Here is a 19,918-nt window from a genome sequence, read left to right as displayed (position 1 = left end):
GATGCCGGCCACCTCAGGTGTCGGCCGCCTCGGGTGCCGGCCGCCTCAGATGCCGGCCGCCTCGGACAGGTCCTGCTTGATCCTCGCGAGGAGGGCCGTCGCCTTCGCGCGGGCCTCGGGGAGGTCGGCCCTCGTCGCGACCGGGACCACCACCTCCAGGTAGCACTTCAGCTTCGGCTCCGTACCGCTGGGGCGGACGACGACGCGGGCGCCGTCGAGGGTGTAGCGCAGGCCGTCGGTGGGCGGGAGGCCGTCCGTGCCCCGCGTCAGGTCCTCGGCCCTGGTGATCGGCAGACCGGCGAGGCGGGCCGGGGGCCGCTCGCGCAGGCGGAGCATCGCGTCGGCGATGACGGAGAGGTCCTCGACGCGGACCGAGAGCTGGTCGGTGACGTGCAGACCGTGCTCGACGGCGAGGTCGTCGAGCAGGTCGAGGAGGGTGCGGCCCTCCTCCTTGAGGGTGGAGGCCAGCTCCGTGATCAGGAGCGCGGCGGTGATGCCGTCCTTGTCGCGCACGCCGTCGGGGTCGACGCAGTAGCCGAGGGCCTCCTCGTAGCCGTAGCGCAGGCCCTCGGCGCGGGCGATCCACTTGAAGCCGGTGAGGGTCTCGGCGTGGGGCAGGCCGGCCTTCTCGGCGATGCGGCCGAGGAGGCTCGACGAGACGATCGACTCCGCGAACGTGCCGGTCGCTCCGCGGCGGACCAGGTGGGCGGCGAGCAGGGCGCCGACCTCGTCGCCGCGCAGCATGCGCCAGTCCGCGCCGGTCGTGCCGGTCGTGCCGGTCGTGCCGTCCTTGACGGCCGCGGCGCAGCGGTCGGCGTCCGGGTCGTTGGCGATGACCAGGTCGGGGTCCGTCTCCCGGGCCTTCGTGAAGGCCAGGTCCATCGCACCGGGTTCCTCCGGGTTGGGGAACGCGACGGTCGGGAACTCCGGGTCGGGGTCGGCCTGCTCGGTGACGAGGACGGGCTCGGGGAAGCCGGCCCGTTCGAAGGCGGCGAGGAGGACGTCCTTGCCGACGCCGTGCATCGCCGTGTAGACGGTGCGGGCGGTGCGGGGGGAGTCCTTCGACAGGACCGCGTCCGTGCGGGCGAGGTAGGCGTCCAGGACGGTGTCGTCGAGGGTCTCCCAGCCTTCGGTGGGGCGGGGGACCGTGGTGAGCGAGGCCACGGCCTCGATCTCGGCGGCGATCTCCGCGTCGGCCGGGGGGACGATCTGGGAGCCGTCGCCGAGGTACACCTTGTAGCCGTTGTCGCGGGGCGGGTTGTGGCTGGCGGTGACCTCGACTCCGGCGACGGCGCCGAGGTGCCTGATGGCGAAGGCGAGGACGGGGGTGGGGAGGGGGCGGTTCAGGACGGCCGCGCGCAGTCCGGCGCCCGTCATGACGGCGGCGGTGTCCTCGGCGAAGTCGCGGGACTTGTGGCGGGCGTCGTAGCCGATGACGACGAGGCCGTCGGTGTGGCCGTGCTTCCTGAGGTACGCGGCGAGGCCGGCGGCTGCGCGGATGACGACGGAGCGGTTCATGCGCATCGGGCCCGCGCCGAGTTCGCCTCGGAGGCCGGCGGTGCCGAACTGGAGGGTGCCACTGAAGCGGGCGGCGATTTCGGCGTGGTCGCCGGTGTCGACGAGGTGGGCGAGTTCCTCGCGGGTGTCCGGGTCGGGGTCCTCGGCGAGCCACGCCTGGGCCTGTGCGATGAGGGCGTCGTCTTGCACGTTCGGTCGGCCTCTCTCGTTGGTCGTCTGTCGGGGTTTCGTGCGCGGTCCTGTGCCGGTGGCGCAGTGTTCGGTCGGGTGGGGATTGAGTGGCGCCTGCGGCTTCGGTGGGGTGCGGGTGGTCTGCCTGCGGCGCAGTGTGTCGGTCCGGTGGGGGTGGGCGTGGTGCCTGGGGTCGGTGGGTGGGGCGGGGCCGGGGGGGGGGTGTCCGTCCTCGGACCGGCGCGGATCACGTTTCTCGGTGGGGGTGCGGGGTGCGGACGCGCCAGCCACTGCGGGCGGCCACCCCCGCCCCGTCCCCTTCCCGCCGTACGCGGCCACCCCTATCGCTACCACCGCCGCCGCTCCTGTGGGCAGCCGCTGCCTCCGCTCCCGCGGGCGGGCAACCGCTTCCGCGGGCGGGCAACCGCTTCCGCGGGCAGTCGTGCCGCTGGGGTGATGGGGGAGGGTGGGCGCTGGGGGTACCCCCTCTGGGGGAGGCGCCCCGTAAGCGCCGGGTTGCGTGAGTACCCCCCGGCCCGCACCCACGCAGGGCCCCCTGAGGGCACCGAGCCGCGTGGACACCCCCGGCCGGCCCCGACGCGGGGCACCCGGCAAGGCGCCAGGCTGTGAAGCCACCTCCGGTCGGCCCCGGCGCGGCGTACCCCACGGCCGCCGGGCTGCGCCGGCCCACGCGCGGTGCCCGCTGGACATCGTCCACCGCCCGGCTCGCCTTCGTGCCGCCCGCGCACCGGTCACCGCGTCCTACAGGCGGCCGAGCACCTGCGCCAGCAGGGAGCCCATCCGGGTGGCGGAGTCCCGGCCCGCCTGGAGGACCTCCTCGTGGTTGAGCGGCTCGCCCGTCATCCCCGCCGCCAGGTTGGTGACCAGGGAGATGCCCAGGACCTCCGCCCCCGCCTCACGGGCGGCGATGGCCTCGAGCACCGTCGACATGCCGACCAGGTCCGCCCCGATCACCCGGGCCATCCGGATCTCCGCCGGAGTCTCGTAGTGCGGGCCGGGGAACTGCGCGTAGACCCCCTCCTCCAGCGTGGGGTCGATCTCCTTGCACAGCGCCCGCAGGCGGGGCGAGTAGAGATCGGTGAGGTCGACGAAATGGGCGCCGACGATCGGCGAGGTCGCCGTGAGGTTGATGTGGTCGCTGATCAGGACCGGCTGACCGGGGCGCATACCCGCCCGCAGACCCCCGCAGCCGTTCGTCAGGACGATCGTCTTCGCCCCCGCGGCCACGGCCGTACGGACACCGTGGGCCACCGCGGCGACTCCGCGTCCCTCGTAGTAGTGCGTACGGCCCAGGAACACCAGGGCCCGCTTCGCACCGATGACGTACGAGCGGATCGTGCCCCCGTGGCCCTCCACCACCGGCGGCGGGAAACCGGGCAGCTCGGTGACCCGGAACTCGGCCTCGGGCGTGCCGAGGGCGTCCACGGCCGGGGCCCAGCCGGAGCCCATCACGAGGGCGACGTCGTGGGTCTCGGCGCCGGTGAGTTCGCGCAGGCGCGCGGCGGCGGCGTCGGCTGCGGCGTACGGGTCGCCCTGGATGTCGTCCGGAAGAAGAGAAGCGTTCACGCGATGAGGGTAGCCGGTATTCGCCTACGCGCGTAGATGTCGGGGCCGACGGGTTGGCGATCGTTGTCTCGTCGTTTCCCGCGAGAGGCGTCAGCAGGGGCGCTTGCGAAGTTCCATCACGTAGTCGTGGGGCGCGCCCGCGGACTCGGCCGCGTCGGCGATCTCGCCCAGGTAGCGGGCCGAGGGGAGGCCGCCCTCGTAGCTGTTGAGGACGTACGTCCAGGCCGGCTCCTCGCCGTCCAGGGTGTGCACGCGCACCCGGGTGCGGCGGTAGAGGTCCAGGCCGCCCGCGCCCTCCCAGCGGTCCAGGGACTCCTCGTCCATCGGGGCGATGTCGTAGAGGGAGACGAAGACCGCCGAGAGCGGGTCCTCGACCAGCGTGGCCAGCGCGCCCTCCCAGCCCATGTGCTCGCCCCCGAACGTCAGTCTCCACCCGTTCAGCCAGCCGGTGGCGCGCAGCGGCGAGTGCGGGGCGCGGCGGGACATCAGCCGCGCGTCGAGGTGGGCGGCGTACGCGGCGTAGAGCGACATGGGGGAAGGGTACGGCAGCGCGGGCGGGGCCCCTCCGGTAACAGGGGGGCCACGGCTGAGGCCCCCGGGCGGTCGCACGGTGAAGTGTGCGGGACAATGGAGTACGTGACTCGGATCGTGATCATCGGTGGCGGACCCGGCGGATACGAAGCGGCGCTGGTCGCCGCACAGCTCGGCGCGGAGGTGACCGTCGTCGACTGCGACGGCCTGGGCGGGGCGTCGGTGCTCACCGACTGCGTGCCGTCGAAGACCCTGATCGCCACGGCCGAGGTGATGACCACCTTCGACTCCTCGTACGAGGAACTGGGCATCATCGTCGCCGACGACACCCCGCCCATGGAGCAGTCCGCCCGGGTGGTGGGCGTGGACCTGGGCAAGGTCAACCGGCGTGTGAAGCGGCTCGCGCTGGCCCAGTCGCACGACATCACCGCCTCGGTGACCCGGGCCGGCGCGCGGGTGCTGCGCGGGCGGGGCCGGCTGGAGGGCATGCAGGCGCTCGACGGCTCGCGGAAGGTCGTGGTGCGCGCCGCGGACGGGACCGAGGAGACGCTCACCGCGGACGCCGTGCTGATCGCGACCGGCGGGCACCCGCGCGAGCTGCCGGACGCCTGCCCCGACGGCGAGCGGATCCTGAACTGGACCCAGGTGTACGACCTGAACGAGCTCCCCGAGGAGCTCATCGTGGTCGGATCCGGTGTCACGGGCGCCGAGTTCGCCGGCGCCTACCAGGCGCTCGGGTCGAAGGTGACGCTCGTGTCCTCGCGGGACCGGGTGCTGCCGGGCGAGGACCCGGACGCCGCCGCGGTGCTGGAGGACGTCTTCCGGCGGCGCGGCATGAACGTCATGTCGCGTTCGCGGGCGCAGTCCGCGAAGCGGGTCGGGGAGCGGGTGGAGGTGACGCTGGCCGACGGGCGCGTCATCACCGGGTCGCACTGCCTGATGGCCGTGGGCGCCATTCCGAACTCCGAGGGCATGGGCCTGGAGGAGGCCGGGGTCAGGCTGCGGGAGTCGGGCCACATCTGGACCGACAAGGTCTCGAGGACGACGGCCCCCGGCGTCTACGCGGCCGGTGACGTCACCGGTGTCTTCGCGCTCGCCTCGGTGGCGGCGATGCAGGGCCGCATCGCCATGTACCACTTCCTGGGCGACGCGGTGGCCCCGCTGAACCTGAAGACGGTCTCGTCGAACGTCTTCACCGACCCCGAGATCGCCACCGTCGGCTACTCCCAGGCCGACGTCGACGCCGGCAAGATCGACGCCCGCGTGGTGAAGCTGCCGCTGCTGCGCAACCCGCGTGCGAAGATGCAGGGCATCCGCGACGGCTTCGTCAAGATCTTCTGCCGCCCGGGCACCGGCATCGTGGTGGGCGGCGTGGTCGTCGCGCCGCGCGCCTCGGAACTCATCCACCCCATCTCGATCGCGGTCGACAACAATCTGACGGTGGAACAGATCGCGAACGCCTTCACGGTCTACCCCTCGCTGTCGGGCTCGATCGCCGAGGTGGCACGGCAGTTGCACACGCGGAAGTCGGGCGCGGAGGCCTGACGGCCGGACACGACGGCCCTATACCACTTGGTACGGGGCCGTGCGAACAACTTCTGCTATTCAGCGCAAACTGCTGAAAGCAGACGGTCGCTGGCGTTACTGTCAGTTTCGTGTTCGCTGCAGAACGTCGCCAATTGATCCTCGAAATGGTGCGAGCGAACGGGGCCGTGTCGCTCCGTGAGCTCGCCCGCGTCGTCCAGACCTCCGAAGTGACCGTACGGCGGGACGTGCGCGCGCTGGAGGCAGAAGGACTCCTCGACCGCCGGCACGGCGGTGCGGTACTGCCGGGCGGTTTCACGCGAGAGTCCGGTTTTCCGCAGAAGTCACATCTCGCGACCGCCGAGAAGACCGCCATCGCCGACCTCGCCGCGAACTTCGTGGAAGAGGGCGAGGCCATCGTGGTCGGCGCGGGTACCACCACGCAGGAGCTGGCCCGCCGGCTGGCCCGGGTGCCCGGCCTCACGGTCGTCACCAACTCCCTGCTGGTCGCCCAGGCGTTGGCCCACGCCAACCGGGTGGAGGTGGTGATGACCGGCGGTACGCTCCGCGGCTCGAACTACGCCCTCGTGGGCAGTGGTGCCGAGCAGTCCCTGCAGGGGTTGCGGGTGTCCCGGGCGTTCCTCTCCGGAAGCGGCCTCACCGCCGAGCGCGGGCTGTCCACGTCCAACATGCTGTCGGCCTCGGTCGACCGGGCATTGGTGCAGGCCGCGGCGGAGGTGGTGGTCCTCGCGGACCACACCAAGCTCGGTACGGACACGATGTTCCAGACGGTGCCCACGGATCTGATCACGCGGCTGGTGACGGACGAGCCGGCCGGGCATGACGACCGGGCGGGGACCGAGTTACAGGCGCTGGCCGATCAGGGCGTGCAGATCGCTGTCGCGGGGGCGGGGGGTGAGGGGGGCTCGGCAGGGCGTCAGCGCCGGGACGTCCCTCTGCCCGGGCCGCGGCGGCAGGGGTCCGGGCTGCGTACGGCTGTGGGGCTGGGGGCGGCGGAGCCGGTGCAGGGGGCGGAGCGGGCGCGGGTGGCGGATCTTCGTCGGCGCTGAGGTTGGCGCGGGGCGTCGGCTGTGCGCCCTCGCGCTTGTACGGGTGCGCCGTGTTCGTGCCGGCCGGCCGGGGGTGGCTTTACAGCCCGGTGCCCCGCGGTGGTGCCGGCCGGGGGTGGGTCTGCGGGGCCCGGCGCTGTGTGAGGTGCCCGCGCGGGTGTGGGCCGGGGGGTGTTCACGCAGCCCGGCGTTTGCGGGGTGCCTCCCCCAGAGGGGGTACCCCCAGCGCCCACCCGTGCCGCCCCAGCGGCACGACTGCCCGCGGGAACGGCGGCGGTAGCGGTAGTCGCGTACGGCGGGGAGGGGTCGGGGGGGGGGTGGCCGCCCGCAGTGGCCGGCGCGTCCGCGCCCTCGGCCCCACCAGGGAACGTGATCCGCGCCGGTCCGAGGACGGACACCCCCCCCCCGACCCACCCACCGACCGTGGGCGCCACCCCCGACCCGTCCCCGACCCACCCACCGACCCCAGGCGCAGCGCCCGCCCCCACCGGGCCGGGCGCTGCGCCGCAGGCGTCGAACGGATCAGTCCTTGATCTCGCAGATCGCCGCACCGGACGTGATGGAGGCGCCGACCTCCGCGCTCAGGCCCTTCACCGTGCCGGACCGGTGGGCGTTGATGGGCTGCTCCATCTTCATGGCCTCCAGGACGACGACCAGGTCGCCCTCCTTGACCTCCTGCCCCTCCTCCACGGCGAGCTTGACGATGGTGCCCTGCATCGGGGAGGTGAGCGTGTCGCCCGAGGCCACCGGCCCCGACTTCTTCGCCGCCCGCCGCTTCGGCTTCGCGCCCGCCGCCAGCCCCGTACGGGCCAGGGACATGCCCAGCGAGGCCGGGAGCGAGACCTCCAGACGCTTGCCGCCGACCTCGACGACGACCGTCTCGCGGTCCACCTCCTCCTCCGCCCCCGCGTCCACGGCGGCGGCGAACGGCTTGATCTCGTTGACGAACTCCGTCTCGATCCACCGCGTGTGCACCGTGAACGGATCGGCCGAACCGGTGAGCTCGGGCGCGAACGCCGGGTCCCTGACCACCGCGCGGTGGAACGGGATCGCCGTCGCCATGCCCTCGACCTGGAACTCCGCCAGCGCACGCGCGGCCCGCTCCAGCGCCTCCTTGCGGGTACGGCCCGTGACGATCAGCTTCGCCAGCAGCGAGTCCCACGCCGGCCCGATGACCGAGCCCGACTCCACCCCCGCGTCCAGCCGCACACCCGGCCCCGACGGCGCGTCGAAGCGGGTGACGGTACCGGGCGCCGGCAGGAAGTTCCGCCCCGGGTCCTCACCGTTGATCCGGAACTCGAACGAGTGCCCCCGCAGCACCGGGTCGCCGTAGCCCAGCTCCTCGCCGTCGGCGATGCGGAACATCTCCCGCACCAGGTCGATGCCGGCGACCTCCTCGGTCACCGGGTGCTCCACCTGCAGACGCGTGTTGACCTCCAGGAAGGAGATCGTGCCGTCCAGGCCGACGAGGAACTCCACCGTGCCCGCGCCGACGTAGCCGGCCTCCTTCAGGATCGCCTTGGAGGCGGAGTACAGCTCCTCCATCTGGGCGTCCGACAGGAACGGGGCGGGGGCCTCCTCGACCAGCTTCTGGTGCCGGCGCTGCAGCGAGCAGTCACGCGTGGAGACCACGACCACGTTGCCGTGCTGGTCGGCCAGGCACTGCGTCTCCACGTGCCGCGGCTTGTCCAGGTAGCGCTCCACGAAGCACTCCCCGCGACCGAAGGCGGCGACCGCCTCACGCACCGCGGAGTCGTACAGCTCGGGCACCTCCTCCAGCGTCCGCGCCACCTTCAGACCGCGTCCGCCGCCACCGAAGGCGGCCTTGATCGCGATCGGCAGCCCGTGCTCCTCCGCGAAGGCGACGACCTCCTCGGCCCCGCTCACCGGATCGGGCGTACCCGCCACCAGCGGAGCACCCGCGCGCTGCGCGATGTGCCGGGCGGCGACCTTGTCGCCGAGGTCGCGGATGGCCTGCGGCGGCGGGCCGATCCAGATCAGGTCCGCGTCCAGCACCGCCTGGGCGAACTCGGCGTTCTCGGAGAGGAAGCCGTAGCCCGGATGGATGGCGTCCGCGCCCGACTCCTTCGCGGCCTTCAGCACCTTGTCGATGTCGAGGTAACTGGTGGCCGGAGTGTCACCGCCCAGGGCGAACGCCTCATCCGCGGCGCGGACGTGCAGAGCGTCCCGGTCCGGGTCGGCATAGACGGCAACGCTCGCGATTCCGGCATCCCGGCAGGCCCGGGCCACGCGGACAGCGATTTCGCCACGGTTGGCGATGAGCACCTTGCGCACGATTGAGGCTCCCTCCTTGAAACAAGCCGAGTTTAGGGACTGCCGACACGGCACTTCGACCCGTCCCCACTGGTGAGCTTGCCCACACGGAGCGTGACGCCAGGCTCGCTCGACCCGCGAAAGCCCTTGTCGCACCTCGGTACGCAGGGCTCCTCCCGAAAACCCTAGCCGTCCTGTGTGGGCAAGGTCTCTGTGAGAGCGTGCTGCGGCCCACTCCGTTTCTTTGTCGAGTCCCTACGAATGGCCCAATGATTCTTTGCCCTCCGCGGACTCCTTGTACCGAGGTTTACCGGTTAGTAGCCTTCGCGTCGGCCCGAACATACTCGGGGTAACCACAGTCGTGCTCGAAAGTGGGTGGGGGCCGGTGGTGCGCAGACCGGTGGCGTGGGTCCTGGCGCTCGTCCTGTTCGCCGAGGCGCTCGGCATCGCGGCGCTGAACTGGTTCCTGGGAGTCGTCGTCGACCGGCAGGACATGTCGCTGGCCGGTCTCGACCCGGACGTGATGTCGACGTCCTCGAAGATCGGCGGGATCGTCTTCGGGCTCTACTTCGCGCTGTGCGGCCTGGTGGCCCTGCTGGTCGCCCTGCGCGACCGGGCGCCCGCCGGGCTCGGCCGGGTGCTGCTGGTCGGCGCGGCGGTGGTGCACGCGCTGCTGGGCGCGGTCGCCTGGGGTCTGGTCGGCCCGCCCGCGTTCCTCTGCATGGTGGCCGTGCTCGGGCTCGTCGTGCTGCTGCTGATGACGTACGACGGCCGTCCGGAGCAGCCGGCCGGCGCCGCTCCCGCGAGCGGCGCCGGCGGTGACGGCGGTGACGGCTCCCCGGTCACTCCTCCGGCGGCGCCCACAGTTCCGTGATGCCGACGCCGAGGTCGGCGAGGAGGCGCCGGACCAGCGGCAGGCTGATGCCGATGACGTTGCCGTGGTCGCCGTCGATGCCGTCGATGAACGGGGCCGAGAGGCCGTCCAGGGTGAACGCCCCGGCGACGTGGAGCGGTTCGCCGGAGGCCACGTAGGCGGCGATCTCCTCGTCGCTGGGATCACCGAAACGGACGACGGTGGAGGCGGTGGCGGAGACGTAACGGCCGCTGACGGTGTCGTAGACGCAGTGGCCGGTCTGCAGCGTGCCCGCGCGGCCCCGCATGTCCTTCCAGCGCGCGGTGGCCTCCTCGGTGTCCGCGGGCTTGCCGAGGGCCTGGCCGTCCAGTTCCAGGACCGAGTCGCAGCCGATCACCAGCGCGCCCTTGACCTCGGGCTTCGCGGCGACGACGGAGGCCTTGGCCTCGGCCAGGGCGAGCGCCAGGTCGGCGGGGGTGGGGGCGGTGACGGCGTCCTCGTCGACCCCGCTGACGATCACCTCGGGGTCCAGCCCGGCCTGCCGGAGCAGTCCGAGCCGGGCGGGGGACTGGGAGGCGAGCACGAGGCGGCGGCGCGGCTGATCTGTCATGCGGTCAGCGTATCCACGTAGCCCGGATGCCTCACCTCACGCCGATCACGAGCATGGCGAGCACCATGGCCAGCGCCATGAGAACGCCCAGCCGCCGCAGCATGTCCTGCGTGTCCCGCAGTTCCTTGGGCGGCTCGTTCTCGGGGTCGGACCACAGCATGTCACCAGCGTGGGGCCGGGCCCCGGGAAGGCGCCTGAGTACGGGTACTCAAGTCGGGGCGCGGCGTTGCTCCCCCGCGCGCCCACGCGGGGGAGCCGCACGGGGGAACGCCCCCGCGCCCTGGCGTGGCTGCCGCTAGCTCGGCCAGTAGGTGCGCGTCCACGAGGCCGGGCCCGGGCGGGGGACGCGGTGGGCCGCGATCCGGGACGGGTCGGACCAGGAGGCGTGGGGGGCGGGCGCGCCGGGCGGCACGGCTGACGCCGCCGCGGCGCGCGCCCGGACCACCGCCAGTGCGGCGGCCAGCTCCTCCGGGGTGGGGTTGCCCCGTACGACCTTGATCACGTCGGCTCCTTACAGGGGGATGTTGCCGTGCTTCTTCGGAGGCAGGGATTCCCGCTTGGTGCGCAGCTGACGCAGGCCGCGGACGATGTGCCTACGGGTGTCGGACGGCATGATCACGGAGTCGACGTAGCCGCGCTCGGCCGCGACGTAGGGGTTGAGGAGGGTGTCCTCGTACTCCCGGATCAGCCGCGCCCGGGTCTCCTCGGGGTCGTCGGCCTCGGCGATGGTGCGGCGGTGCAGGATGTTGACGGCTCCCTGCGCGCCCATCACGGCGATCTGGGCGGTGGGCCAGGCCAGGTTGAGGTCGGCGCCCAGGTGCTTGGAGCCCATGACGTCGTAGGCGCCGCCGAACGCCTTGCGGGTGATGACCGTGATGAGGGGGACGGTGGCCTCGGCGTAGGCGTAGATCAGCTTGGCGCCGCGGCGGATGATGCCGTCGTGCTCCTGGTCCACACCGGGCAGGAAGCCGGGCACGTCGACGAAGGTGAGCACCGGGATGTTGAAGGCGTCGCAGGTGCGCACGAAGCGGGCCGCCTTCTCGGAGGCGGTGATGTCCAGGCAGCCGGCGAACTGCATCGGCTGGTTGGCGACGATGCCGACGGGGTGGCCCTCCACGCGGCCGTAGCCGGTGAGGATGTTCGGCGCGAACAGCGACTGCGTCTCGAAGAACTCGGCGTCGTCCAGGACGTGCTCGATCACCGTGTGCATGTCGTACGGCTGGTTCGCCGAGTCCGGCACCAGCACGTCCAGCTCGCGGTCCTCGTCGGTGACCGTCAGGTCCGCCTCCTCCGGGAACGCCGGGGGCTCGGAGAGGTTGTTCGACGGCAGGTACGACAGCAGCTGCTTGACGTACTCGATGGCGTCCTTCTCGTCGCCGGCCATGTGGTGCGCGACGCCGGAGGCGGTGTTGTGGGTGCGGGCGCCGCCCAGCTCCTCGAAGCCGACGTCCTCGCCGGTGACGGTCTTGATGACGTCCGGGCCGGTGATGAACATGTGGGACGTCCGGTCGACCATGACCGTGAAGTCGGTGATCGCGGGGGAGTACACCGCGCCGCCCGCGCACGGGCCGACGACCAGGCTGATCTGCGGGATCACCCCGGAGGCGTGGGTGTTGCGGCGGAAGATCTCGCCGTAGGCGCCCAGCGAGGCCACGCCCTCCTGGATGCGGGCGCCGCCGGAGTCGTTGATGCCGACGACCGGGCAGCCGGTCTTCAGCGCGAAGTCCATCACCTTGACGATCTTCTGGCCGTAGACCTCGCCCAGCGCCCCGCCGAAGACGGTGAAGTCCTGGGAGAAGACGGCGACCGGGCGGCCGTCGACGGTGCCGTAGCCGGTCACGACGCCGTCGCCGTAGGGGCGGTTGGCGTCGAGGCCGAAGTGGGTGGAGCGGTGCCGGGCGAACTCGTCCAGTTCGACGAAGGACCCCTCGTCGAGCAGGAGGTCGATCCGCTCACGGGCCGTCAGCTTGCCCTTGGCGTGCTGCTTCTCGACCGCGCGCGCGGAGCCGGCGTGCGTCGCCTCGTCGATGCGACGCTGGAGATCCGCGAGCTTGCCCGCGGTCGTGTGAATGTCAGGCTGCTGCTCTTCCGGCTCGGACATCGGGATGCGGCTCCCTGCCTGCTCAAAAGGGGGGACGGTTACTCATCCGTAGCGTAGTGGGGGGCCCTCCGTTCGGCAGTGCGGTCTTTCCCACACCTAGTGTGGGTTGCATGACACCCCGAGATGACTCCGCATCCGCCCACGGCCGGTGGTCCGATCTGGACCGGCCCCCGCTCAACGTCACCGGCCTGCGCCGGGGGCTGGTGCGGGAGGGAGCGCTGTGGCGGCAGGTGGACGTGGTGCAGCGGACCGGGTCGACCAACTCCGACCTGGTGGCCCGGGCCGCCGGGGGGAGGCTGGAGGAGGGCGTCGTCCTCGTCGCCGAGGAGCAGACCGCCGCGCGGGGCCGTCTCGACCGGCGGTGGACGGCGCCGGCCCGGTCGGGGCTGTTCTTCTCCGTACTGCTGCGACCCGCCGAGGTGCCCGTGGCGCGGTGGGGCTGGCTGCCGTTGCTGACCGGTGTCGCGGTGGCGACCGGGCTGTCGCGGGTCGCGGGCGTCGACACGGCGTTGAAGTGGCCCAACGACCTGCTGGTCACGGTGGGCGGCGAGGAGCGCAAGGCCGGCGGGATCCTGGCGGAGCGGGCCGGTGACGACGGCGTGGTGATCGGTGTCGGGATCAACGTGAGCCTGCGCGGCGATGAGCTGCCGGTGCCGACCGCGGGGTCGCTGGTGCTGGCGGGGGCGGTGAGCACGGACCGGGACCCGCTGCTGCGGGGGGTGCTGCGGTCGCTGGAGGACTGGTACGGGCGGTGGCGGGCGGCGGGGGGCGACCCGGGGGCGAGCGGCCTGCAGGAGACGTACGCGGCGGGGTGCGCGACGCTGGGGCGGGTGGTGCGGGCGGAGCTGCCCGGGGACCGGGAGCTGGTGGGGGAGGCGGTCGCGGTGGACGGCGACGGCCGCCTGGTCCTGGCCACGGGGGAGGGCGTGCAGGAGCCGGTGGGCGCCGGTGACATCGTCCACGTGCGCGCGCGGTGAGGCCACGGCTTCGGCGGGGGGTGCCGCAATACCCCACGGCCTCACCTCACGGCGCAACCTGACGGAGTGAGCTGGCGCACACCTGCCGTAGAGTTGGGGCCGGTCGATACCTGGCCGTGGCAGATCGGAAGGGCACGCGTGACCGTCGACGACTCGGGTTCCACGGACGCGCAGGGCGCCGGCGAGGATCCGCTTGCCCTGCGCCTCGAACAGCTCGTCCTGGGCGCCGAGCGCCGTTACACACCGTTCCAGGCGGCCCGCAGCGCCGGCGTCACCATGGAACTGGCCACCCGCTTCTGGCGCGCGATGGGTTTCGCCGACGTGGGCCAGGCCAAGGCCCTCACCGAGGCGGACGTCCTCGCGCTGCGCCGGCTCGCCGGCCTGGTGGAGGCGGGACTGCTGAGCGAGGCCATGGCGGTGCAGGTGGCGCGGTCCACCGGACAGACCACCGCCCGGCTGGCCGAGTGGCAGATCGACTCGTTCCTGGAGGGGCTGACCGAGCCGCCCGAGCCGGGCATGACCCGGACCGAGGTGACGTACCCGATCGTCGAGCTGCTCCTGCCCGAGCTGGAGGAGTTCCTCGTCTACGTCTGGCGGCGGCAGCTCGCCGCGTCGGCCGGACGGGTCGTGCAGGCCGCCGACGACGAGGAGATGGTCGACCGGCGGCTCGCCGTCGCCTTCGCCGACCTCGTGGGGTTCACCCGGCTGACCCGGCGGATGGAGGAGGAGGAACTCGGCGAGCTCGTCGAGGCCTTCGAGACCACCGCAGCCGACCTGGTCGCCGCGCGCGGCGGGCGGCTCATCAAGACGCTGGGCGACGAGGTGCTCTACGCCGCCGACGACGCCGGTACCGCCGCGGACATCGCGATGCGGCTGATCGAGACCATGGCGAACGACGAGACCATGCCGGAGCTGCGGGTCGGCATGGCGTTCGGCACGGTGACCACCCGGATGGGCGATGTGTTCGGCACGACCGTGAACCTGGCGTCCCGGCTCACGTCCATAGCGCCCCGGGACGCCGTACTGGTCGACAGTGCCTTCGCCGAGGAGCTGATCCGCACCGGTGACGCCCCCGCCTCCGAGGCGGCGGCGGCCGAGGCGGTGGCCGCGGCGGAGAAGGAGGGCGAGGAGCCGCCGAGCTACCGGTTCGCGCTCCAGCCGATGTGGCAGCGGCCCGTGCGCGGTCTGGGCGTGGTGGAGCCCTGGCTGCTCACGCGCCGGAACGGGGCCTCCCTCTCGTCCTAGTCCCGGCCGCCGCCCAGGCAGAGACCGATGAGCGGGAGGCACAGGCCGCCGGGGCGGGGGCGGGCTTCCGGTGTGTCCGGCTGTTCCGGTACCGGGTCCCGGGGCGCCGGCTGGGGTGTTCCCGGGGTGTTCGGCGGCGGAGGCGTGGACGGCCGGGGCCGCCGGGTGGCCGGGGTGCGGGTGGTCGAGGGCCGCGAGGCCGGGGTGGTCGCCGTGTCCGGGGTGCTCGCCGTGTCCGGGGTGCTCGCCGTGTCCGGGGTGCTCGCCGTGTCCGGGACGGGCGTCGGGGGCCGGGCCGGGGAGGACGGTCCGGGCGCCGTGAGGGGGTCCGGTTCTTGCCGCCCAGGACCGTGGGGGAGGACGGGATCGCCGCGGGAGCGGGCTCGCCGGCTCCGCCCGGCGCGGGGGAGCCGGCCGGTGTGCCGGTGACCGTGCGCGGGACGGGGCGCGGGCCCGCTTCCACGCCGGTGTCCGTGGCCCCGCCCTGGAGGGCGGTCAGGCGGACCAGGGCGACGACGCTCGCGGCCACGGCCAGGCCTCCCACGGCCGGCAGGGCCTTGCGGCGGCGGGGTCTGCGGTGGCGGCCCCGGAGGCGGGAGGTGCCTGTCGGTGGCTCTCCGGTCGGTGCGGTCGGTGTCATCGCGGTCCCCTCCCCTGCGTGCGCGCCCCGGCGCGCCGCGGTGTGCGCACGCTATGCGCTCCCGCGAGGGGGCGGGCCGGGAGCCGGGGCGATGTCACTCGAACGGGTGGACGGGGGGTGACAAGGGAACCGGGCGTGCGCCCTTTTCCCCGGTGGGTGCGGGCTGCGATGATCGGGACGAGTGCAAGTTAACCCGCGTTAACCGGAGGGTGTCGATGAGTGAGGAACGGTTCGGGGAGTTCGTGCTGGTGCGCCGGCACGAGCGGGGGCGTGTCGCGGAGCTCGTCCTCGACCGGCCGAAGGCCATGAACGCCGTGTCGACCGGGATGGCCCGCTCCCTCGCCGGCGCCTGTGCGGCGCTGGGGGAGGACCGGGAGGTGCGGGTGGTGGTGCTGAGCTCCTCGCACGAGCGGGCGTTCTGCGTGGGGGCCGATCTGAAGGAGCGCAATTCCTTCAGCGACGCCGATCTGGTGCGTCAGCGGCCCGTGGCGCGCGGGGCGTACACCGGGGTGCTCGAGCTGCCCGTGCCGACGGTGGCGGCGGTGCACGGGTTCGCGCTCGGCGGCGGGTTCGAGCTGGCCCTGTCGTGCGACGTGATCGTCGCCGACCGTACGGCGGTCGTGGGGCTGCCCGAGGTCTCGGTCGGGGTGATCCCGGGCGGGGGCGGTACGCAGCTGCTGCCCCGGCGGGTGGGGGCGGCGCGGGCCGCCGAGCTGATCTTCACGGCGCGGCGGGTGGAGGCCGCCGAGGCCCGGGAGCTGGGACTCGTCGACGAACTGGTGGAGGAGGGGCGGGACCGGGAGGAGGCCCTCGCCCTGGCGTCCCGGATCGCCGGGAACTCGCCGGTGGGGCTGCGGGCGGCCAAGCGGGCGCTGCGGCTCGGGCACGGGCTGGACCTGTCCGCCGGGCTGGAGGTCGAGGACGCCGCCTGGCGGTCGGTGGCGTTCTCGGGGGACCGGGCGGAGGGGGTCGCCGCCTTCAACGAGAAGCGCAGGCCGGAGTGGCCCGGGGAGTAGGGACCGGTGGGCCCCGTTCGCTCCCTTAATCTCCCGATTGGGCCTGAATCTTCCTAACCTGGAGAGATGGGTGAGGAGAGCCGGCTGGCGGCCGTGGTGGCGCTGGCCCAGGGCATGGCCGCCGCGCACGGTTCGCGGGACGCCTGGCGGGCCGCGGCCGGCGGGGCCTGCCGGGCGCTGGGCGGGAGCTTCGCCGCCCTGTCGGTGTGGGAGCGGGAGCTCGGGCGGCTGCGGGTCCTGGTGAACGTCGGCGAGCTGGCCGAGGGTGAGGAGGAGTTCCCGGAGGACGAGTCCTATCCGGTGCACCAGTTCGCCGAGATCACCGAGTTCCTGCACGAGCGGTGGGCGGGGGGCGGTGAGCCCGACGCGTGGGTGGAGACCGCCGAGGGGCCCGCGGCGGGGCGCGCCGGGTACTGCCAGCAGCGGGTGGCCGCGCTCAGGCGGCGGGGGCGCGGGTGCTGTGTGGTCGCGCCGATCGTGCTGCACGGGCGGGCCTGGGGCGAGCTGTACGTGGCCCGGCCGGCCGGTGTGCCCGTCTTCGGGCGGGGCGACGCCGACTTCGCGACGGTCCTGGCCGCCGTCGTGGCCGCCGGGCTCGCGCAGACCGAGCGGCTGGAGGAGGCCCGGCGGCTGGCGTACACGGACTCGCTGACCGGGCTGGCCAACCGGCGCGCCGTGGACGCCCGGCTCGACGAGGCCGTCGAGCGGCACCGGCGCGACGGGGCCGTGGTCAGCCTCGTGGTGTGCGACCTGAACGGGCTGAAGCGGGTCAACGACACGCTGGGGCACGCCGTGGGGGACCGGCTCCTGGAGCGGTTCGGGACCGTGCTGTCGCTCTGCGGGGCGATGCTGCCGGGGGCCCTGGTGGCGCGGCTCGGCGGGGACGAGTTCTGTCTGCTGGCCGTGGGGCCGCCGGCCGACGAGGTCGTCAAGGCGGCCGACGAGGTGTGCCGGCGGGCCGCGGAGCTGGGGATCGGGGACGGCGTCTCCTGTGGCGTGGCGTCCACCGGCGATCCCGTCGGGCCGGTGCACTCCGCCCGGCGGCTGTTCCGGCTGGCCGACGCGGCGCAGTACCGGGCCAAGGCCGAGCGCGCCGCGCATCCCGTCGTGGCCGGACGGGAGGGCCCGGACGATCCCGTCGTACGGCTCGCGGACCAGCCGTCACGGACGGCGGACGGGGAGCGGCGCCGGTTCCGGGGGCGGCATTCGCCGTAGCGCGCGACCCGTGGGTAAGGGGTGAGGTGCCGACCCGGTGATGACACCATTGAATTCACTGCGTACGCTCCTGAATATGGATATGCACACTGTGGTGGTGGGGACCTCCGGCGTGACCGCGTCCGACGTGCTCGCCGTGGCGCGCGGCGGCGCCCGCGTCGACCTGTCCGCGGAGGCGGTGGCCGCCCTCACCGCGGCCCGCGAGATCGTGGACGCCCTGGCCGCGAAGCCGGACCCCGTCTACGGGGTGAGCACCGGCTTCGGCGCCCTGGCGACCCGGCACATCAGCCCCGAGCTCCGCGCCCAGCTGCAGCGCAACATCGTCCGCTCGCACGCCGCGGGGATGGGACCGCGCGTGGAGCGCGAGGTCGTACGGGCGCTGATGTTCCTGCGGCTGAAGACCGTCTGCTCCGGGCGCACCGGCGTCCGGCCCGAGGTCGCGCGGACGATGGCCGACGTGCTGAACGCCGGGATCACCCCGGTCGTGCACGAGTACGGCTCCCTCGGCTGCTCCGGCGACCTGGCCCCGCTGTCCCACTGCGCCCTCACGCTGATGGGCGAGGGGGAGGCGGAGGGCCCCGACGGCGGTGTGCGGCCGGCCGGCGAACTGCTCGCCGAGCACGGCATCCGGCCCGTCGAACTGCGCGAGAAGGAAGGGCTCGCCCTCCTCAACGGCACCGACGGCATGCTCGGCATGCTGGTCATGGCCCTCGCCGACCTCGACGTCCTGTACAAGTCCGCCGACGTCACGGCCGCCCTGACCCTGGAGGCGCTGCTCGGCACCGACAAGGTGCTCGCCCCGGAACTGCACGCCATCCGTCCGCACCCCGGCCAGGCCGCCAGCGCCGCCAACATGCTGGCCGTACTCAAGGGTTCGGGGCTGACGGGACATCACCAGGACGACGCGCCCCGCGTCCAGGACGCCTACTCGGTGCGCTGCGCCCCACAGGTCGCCGGCGCCGGACGGGACACCCTGGCGCACGCCCGGCTGGTCGCCGAGCGCGAACTCGCGTCCGCCGTGGACAATCCGGTCGTGCTGCCCGACGGCCGGGTCGAGTCCAACGGCAACTTCCACGGGGCGCCGGTCGCGTACGTGCTGGACTTCCTCGCCATCGCCGTCGCCGACCTCGCCTCCATCGCCGAGCGCCGCACCGACCGGCTGCTGGACAAGAACCGCAGCCACGGGCTGCCGCCCTTCCTCGCCGACGACCCCGGCGTGGACTCCGGGCTGATGATCGCCCAGTACACGCAGGCCGCCCTGGTCGGTGAGTTGAAGCGGCTCGCCGTACCGGCGTCGGCGGACTCGATCCCGTCCTCCGCGATGCAGGAGGACCACGTCTCCATGGGCTGGTCGGCGGCGCGGAAACTGCGCACGGCCGTCGACAACCTCACCCGGGTCGTCGCGATCGAACTGTACGCCGCCACCCGGGCCGTGGAACTGCGCGAGGGGCTGACCCCGGCGCCGGCCACGCGGGCGGTCGTCGAGGCCGTGCGGCAGGCGGGTGTGGGCGGTCCCGGACCCGACCGCCACCTCGCTCCCGACCTCGCCGCGGCGGACGCGTTCGTGCGGGACGGACGGCTGGTGGCGGCCGTGGAGACGGTCACCGGACCGCTGGGCTGAACCGGCCCGGGCCCGGCGGCCGTTCCGCCGGGCCCGCGCGCGTCAGAGGCCCAGGCGTTCCCGGCGGACCGAGTAGACGACGAAACCGGCGCCGAGGGCGAGGCAGGCCGTGCCGCCGGCGATGTACGGGGTGCTGTCGAAGCTGCCGGTGTCCGCGAGGCGGACGTCCCCGCCCGTGCCGTCGGCGGACGCCGCCATGACTCTCGCCTGCTGCGTGACCTGCGGAGACGGACGTGCCGCGACCGTGTCCGCGACCGGTGTGTTCGAGGTCGCGTTCGCGGACGGGACGAACCACAGGGCACACAGCAGGGTGCCCGCGGCGGTGGCGGTCAGCAACGGACGGAGCGCGGATGACACGGAATATCGATCCCCTTGTGGCGCTGGCGAATTGGCCGTGCGGGGCGATGTTAGTGAACAGCGCGGGTCACAGGAAAGCGACGGGGGCCCGAGGCCGTACGCTCCGGGCATGAGCACCCCAGAGACATCACGGTTTGTACGGCTTCGCGTGGAACTCGTCCTCGAAATCGACGACGAGGAGGCGGTGACCGGGGCCGCACTGCGCAGGATCGCGGACGACGACGGTATGCCCGACGAGGAGCGGGTACACGCCGAGAGTGCCGTGACGGAGGACACCGCGGAGGCCCTCGCCCAGCTCGTCGACCCGTTCGCCCTGATCGGCGAGGTGCCGGGCGTGGAACTGCTGCAGGCATCCTGGAGCGGCGAGGAGATCGACTACGACCCCGACGCGCCGGAGTGGGACCTCGACGAGGGCGACGACGAGCCCTACGACGAGGAGGAGGACGGGGCGGACAGGGTCGGCTGAGGCGTTTTGGGGAAATCGTGATCCCGGGCGGCAACCGCCGCCCGGGTGATGACGTCTCAAGCGACGGTGCACCGGCCGGCACCCGCGCCCTCCGCCCCGGCGGACGTGGCGAGCCCCACACCCATGGGCCGTGGGGAACGGG

General features: G+C 73.3%; 18 protein-coding genes. 9 read left to right on the top strand and 9 right to left on the bottom strand.

Annotation, left to right across the window (positions count from 1 at the left end; all coding sequences use genetic code 11):
• Positions 1-45 precede the first annotated feature (45 nt).
• The 3 genes from ACFY3N_RS02270 to ACFY3N_RS02260 form a co-directional block, all read right to left on the bottom strand.
• Entirely contained in the window at positions 46-1,707 is a 1,662-nt protein-coding gene (locus ACFY3N_RS02270; RefSeq protein ID WP_390814755.1) for a phospho-sugar mutase, read from the bottom strand.
• A gap of 744 nt (positions 1,708-2,451) precedes the next feature.
• Positions 2,452-3,276: a purine-nucleoside phosphorylase gene (locus ACFY3N_RS02265; RefSeq protein WP_390814754.1), complete on the bottom strand. Its 825-nt coding sequence runs from the start codon at positions 3,274-3,276 to the stop codon at positions 2,452-2,454.
• Positions 3,277-3,366: 90 nt separating this feature from the next.
• On the bottom strand, positions 3,367-3,807 hold the full coding sequence (locus ACFY3N_RS02260; RefSeq protein WP_390814753.1) for a gamma-glutamylcyclotransferase: 441 nt from the start codon (positions 3,805-3,807) through the stop codon (positions 3,367-3,369).
• 96 nt (positions 3,808-3,903) lie between these two features.
• Here ACFY3N_RS02260 and ACFY3N_RS02255 point away from each other — a divergent pair, with 96 nt between their 5' ends.
• Both ACFY3N_RS02255 and ACFY3N_RS02250 read left to right on the top strand, forming a co-directional pair.
• On the top strand, positions 3,904-5,352 hold the full coding sequence (locus ACFY3N_RS02255; protein ID WP_390814752.1) for an NAD(P)H-quinone dehydrogenase: 1,449 nt from the start codon (positions 3,904-3,906) through the stop codon (positions 5,350-5,352).
• A gap of 110 nt (positions 5,353-5,462) precedes the next feature.
• The gene (locus ACFY3N_RS02250) at positions 5,463-6,401 is read left to right on the top strand and encodes a DeoR/GlpR family DNA-binding transcription regulator (RefSeq protein ID WP_390814751.1); all 939 of its coding nucleotides are present in this window, start codon (positions 5,463-5,465) and stop codon (positions 6,399-6,401) included.
• Between the two features lie 522 nt (positions 6,402-6,923).
• Here the strand turns inward: ACFY3N_RS02250 and ACFY3N_RS02245 are convergent.
• Positions 6,924-8,696: an acetyl/propionyl/methylcrotonyl-CoA carboxylase subunit alpha gene (locus ACFY3N_RS02245; protein ID WP_390814750.1), complete on the bottom strand. Its 1,773-nt coding sequence runs from the start codon at positions 8,694-8,696 to the stop codon at positions 6,924-6,926.
• A 364-nt stretch (positions 8,697-9,060) separates the two neighbouring features.
• Between ACFY3N_RS02245 and ACFY3N_RS02240 the strand changes: the two genes are divergently transcribed.
• Complete coding sequence (locus ACFY3N_RS02240) at positions 9,061-9,549, top strand: hypothetical protein (protein WP_390814749.1); 489 nt, start codon at positions 9,061-9,063, stop codon at positions 9,547-9,549.
• Here ACFY3N_RS02240 and ACFY3N_RS02235 read toward each other — a convergent pair.
• The 4 genes from ACFY3N_RS02235 to ACFY3N_RS02220 form a co-directional block, all read right to left on the bottom strand.
• Positions 9,518-10,138 (bottom strand): Maf family protein, encoded by a 621-nt coding sequence (locus ACFY3N_RS02235; protein ID WP_390814748.1) that lies wholly within the window; start codon positions 10,136-10,138, stop codon positions 9,518-9,520. The two genes, ACFY3N_RS02240 and ACFY3N_RS02235, sit on opposite strands and share 32 nt — an antisense overlap.
• Positions 10,139-10,169: 31 nt before the next feature.
• Entirely contained in the window at positions 10,170-10,298 is a 129-nt protein-coding gene (gene mmpB, locus ACFY3N_RS02230; RefSeq protein WP_106979509.1) for a morphogenic membrane protein MmpB, read from the bottom strand.
• Positions 10,299-10,433: 135 nt separating this feature from the next.
• Positions 10,434-10,640, bottom strand: coding sequence for an acyl-CoA carboxylase epsilon subunit (locus ACFY3N_RS02225; protein ID WP_390814747.1), 207 nt, complete (start codon positions 10,638-10,640; stop codon positions 10,434-10,436).
• Between the two features lie 9 nt (positions 10,641-10,649).
• Positions 10,650-12,239, bottom strand: a complete 1,590-nt coding sequence (locus tag ACFY3N_RS02220) for an acyl-CoA carboxylase subunit beta (RefSeq protein WP_390814746.1) — start codon at positions 12,237-12,239, stop codon at positions 10,650-10,652.
• A 110-nt stretch (positions 12,240-12,349) separates the two neighbouring features.
• Here ACFY3N_RS02220 and ACFY3N_RS02215 point away from each other — a divergent pair, with 110 nt between their 5' ends.
• The 5 genes from ACFY3N_RS02215 to hutH all read left to right on the top strand — a co-directional run bounded on the left by ACFY3N_RS02215 (position 12,350) and on the right by hutH (position 18,953).
• On the top strand, positions 12,350-13,216 hold the full coding sequence (locus ACFY3N_RS02215) for a biotin--[acetyl-CoA-carboxylase] ligase (RefSeq protein ID WP_390814745.1): 867 nt from the start codon (positions 12,350-12,352) through the stop codon (positions 13,214-13,216).
• 138 nt (positions 13,217-13,354) lie between these two features.
• Positions 13,355-14,461 carry an adenylate/guanylate cyclase domain-containing protein gene (locus ACFY3N_RS02210; protein ID WP_390814744.1) on the top strand — a complete coding sequence of 369 codons (1,107 nt, stop codon included), beginning with the start codon at positions 13,355-13,357 and terminating at the stop codon, positions 14,459-14,461.
• Positions 14,462-15,316: 855 nt separating this feature from the next.
• Positions 15,317-16,117: an enoyl-CoA hydratase/isomerase family protein gene (locus ACFY3N_RS02205; RefSeq protein ID WP_390814743.1), complete on the top strand. Its 801-nt coding sequence runs from the start codon at positions 15,317-15,319 to the stop codon at positions 16,115-16,117.
• A 66-nt stretch (positions 16,118-16,183) separates the two neighbouring features.
• Entirely contained in the window at positions 16,184-17,332 is a 1,149-nt protein-coding gene (locus ACFY3N_RS02200) for a diguanylate cyclase domain-containing protein (RefSeq protein ID WP_390814742.1), read from the top strand.
• An 82-nt stretch (positions 17,333-17,414) separates the two neighbouring features.
• Complete coding sequence (gene hutH, locus ACFY3N_RS02195) at positions 17,415-18,953, top strand: histidine ammonia-lyase (RefSeq protein ID WP_390815024.1); 1,539 nt, start codon at positions 17,415-17,417, stop codon at positions 18,951-18,953.
• Positions 18,954-18,995: 42 nt separating this feature from the next.
• Here the strand turns inward: hutH and ACFY3N_RS02190 are convergent, their stop codons facing one another.
• Positions 18,996-19,310: an LAETG motif-containing sortase-dependent surface protein gene (locus tag ACFY3N_RS02190; protein WP_390814741.1), complete on the bottom strand. Its 315-nt coding sequence runs from the start codon at positions 19,308-19,310 to the stop codon at positions 18,996-18,998.
• A gap of 109 nt (positions 19,311-19,419) precedes the next feature.
• Between ACFY3N_RS02190 and ACFY3N_RS02185 the strand changes: the two genes are divergently transcribed.
• Positions 19,420-19,776, top strand: a complete 357-nt coding sequence (locus ACFY3N_RS02185; protein WP_390814740.1) for a hypothetical protein — start codon at positions 19,420-19,422, stop codon at positions 19,774-19,776.
• The last annotated feature ends 142 nt before the right edge of the window (positions 19,777-19,918 follow it).

Origin of the sequence: Streptomyces sp. NPDC000348 (assembly GCF_042898795.1) — a bacterium.
Lineage (GTDB): Bacteria > Actinomycetota > Actinomycetes > Streptomycetales > Streptomycetaceae > Streptomyces.
The sequence above is the reverse complement of the archived record's forward strand: the minus strand, read 5'-3'. Positions and strand labels throughout refer to the sequence as shown.

Bases quoted from the DNA above. Each gene is read 5' to 3' on its own strand.
- ACFY3N_RS02260 (WP_390814753.1), bottom strand. From the start codon at position 3,807: ATGTCGCTCTACGCCGCGTACGCCGCCCACCTCGACGCGCGGCTGATG.
- ACFY3N_RS02255 (WP_390814752.1), top strand. From the start codon at position 3,904: ATGGAGTACGTGACTCGGATCGTGATCATCGGTGGCGGACCCGGCGGA.
- ACFY3N_RS02235 (WP_390814748.1), bottom strand. From the start codon at position 10,138: ATGACAGATCAGCCGCGCCGCCGCCTCGTGCTCGCCTCCCAGTCCCCC.
- mmpB (WP_106979509.1), bottom strand. From the start codon at position 10,298: ATGCTGTGGTCCGACCCCGAGAACGAGCCGCCCAAGGAACTGCGGGAC.
- ACFY3N_RS02220 (WP_390814746.1), bottom strand. From the start codon at position 12,239: ATGTCCGAGCCGGAAGAGCAGCAGCCTGACATTCACACGACCGCGGGC.
- ACFY3N_RS02215 (WP_390814745.1), top strand. From the start codon at position 12,350: ATGACACCCCGAGATGACTCCGCATCCGCCCACGGCCGGTGGTCCGAT.
- ACFY3N_RS02205 (WP_390814743.1), top strand. From the start codon at position 15,317: ATGAGTGAGGAACGGTTCGGGGAGTTCGTGCTGGTGCGCCGGCACGAG.
- ACFY3N_RS02200 (WP_390814742.1), top strand. From the start codon at position 16,184: ATGGGTGAGGAGAGCCGGCTGGCGGCCGTGGTGGCGCTGGCCCAGGGC.
- hutH (WP_390815024.1), top strand. From the start codon at position 17,415: ATGCACACTGTGGTGGTGGGGACCTCCGGCGTGACCGCGTCCGACGTG.
- ACFY3N_RS02185 (WP_390814740.1), top strand. From the start codon at position 19,420: ATGAGCACCCCAGAGACATCACGGTTTGTACGGCTTCGCGTGGAACTC.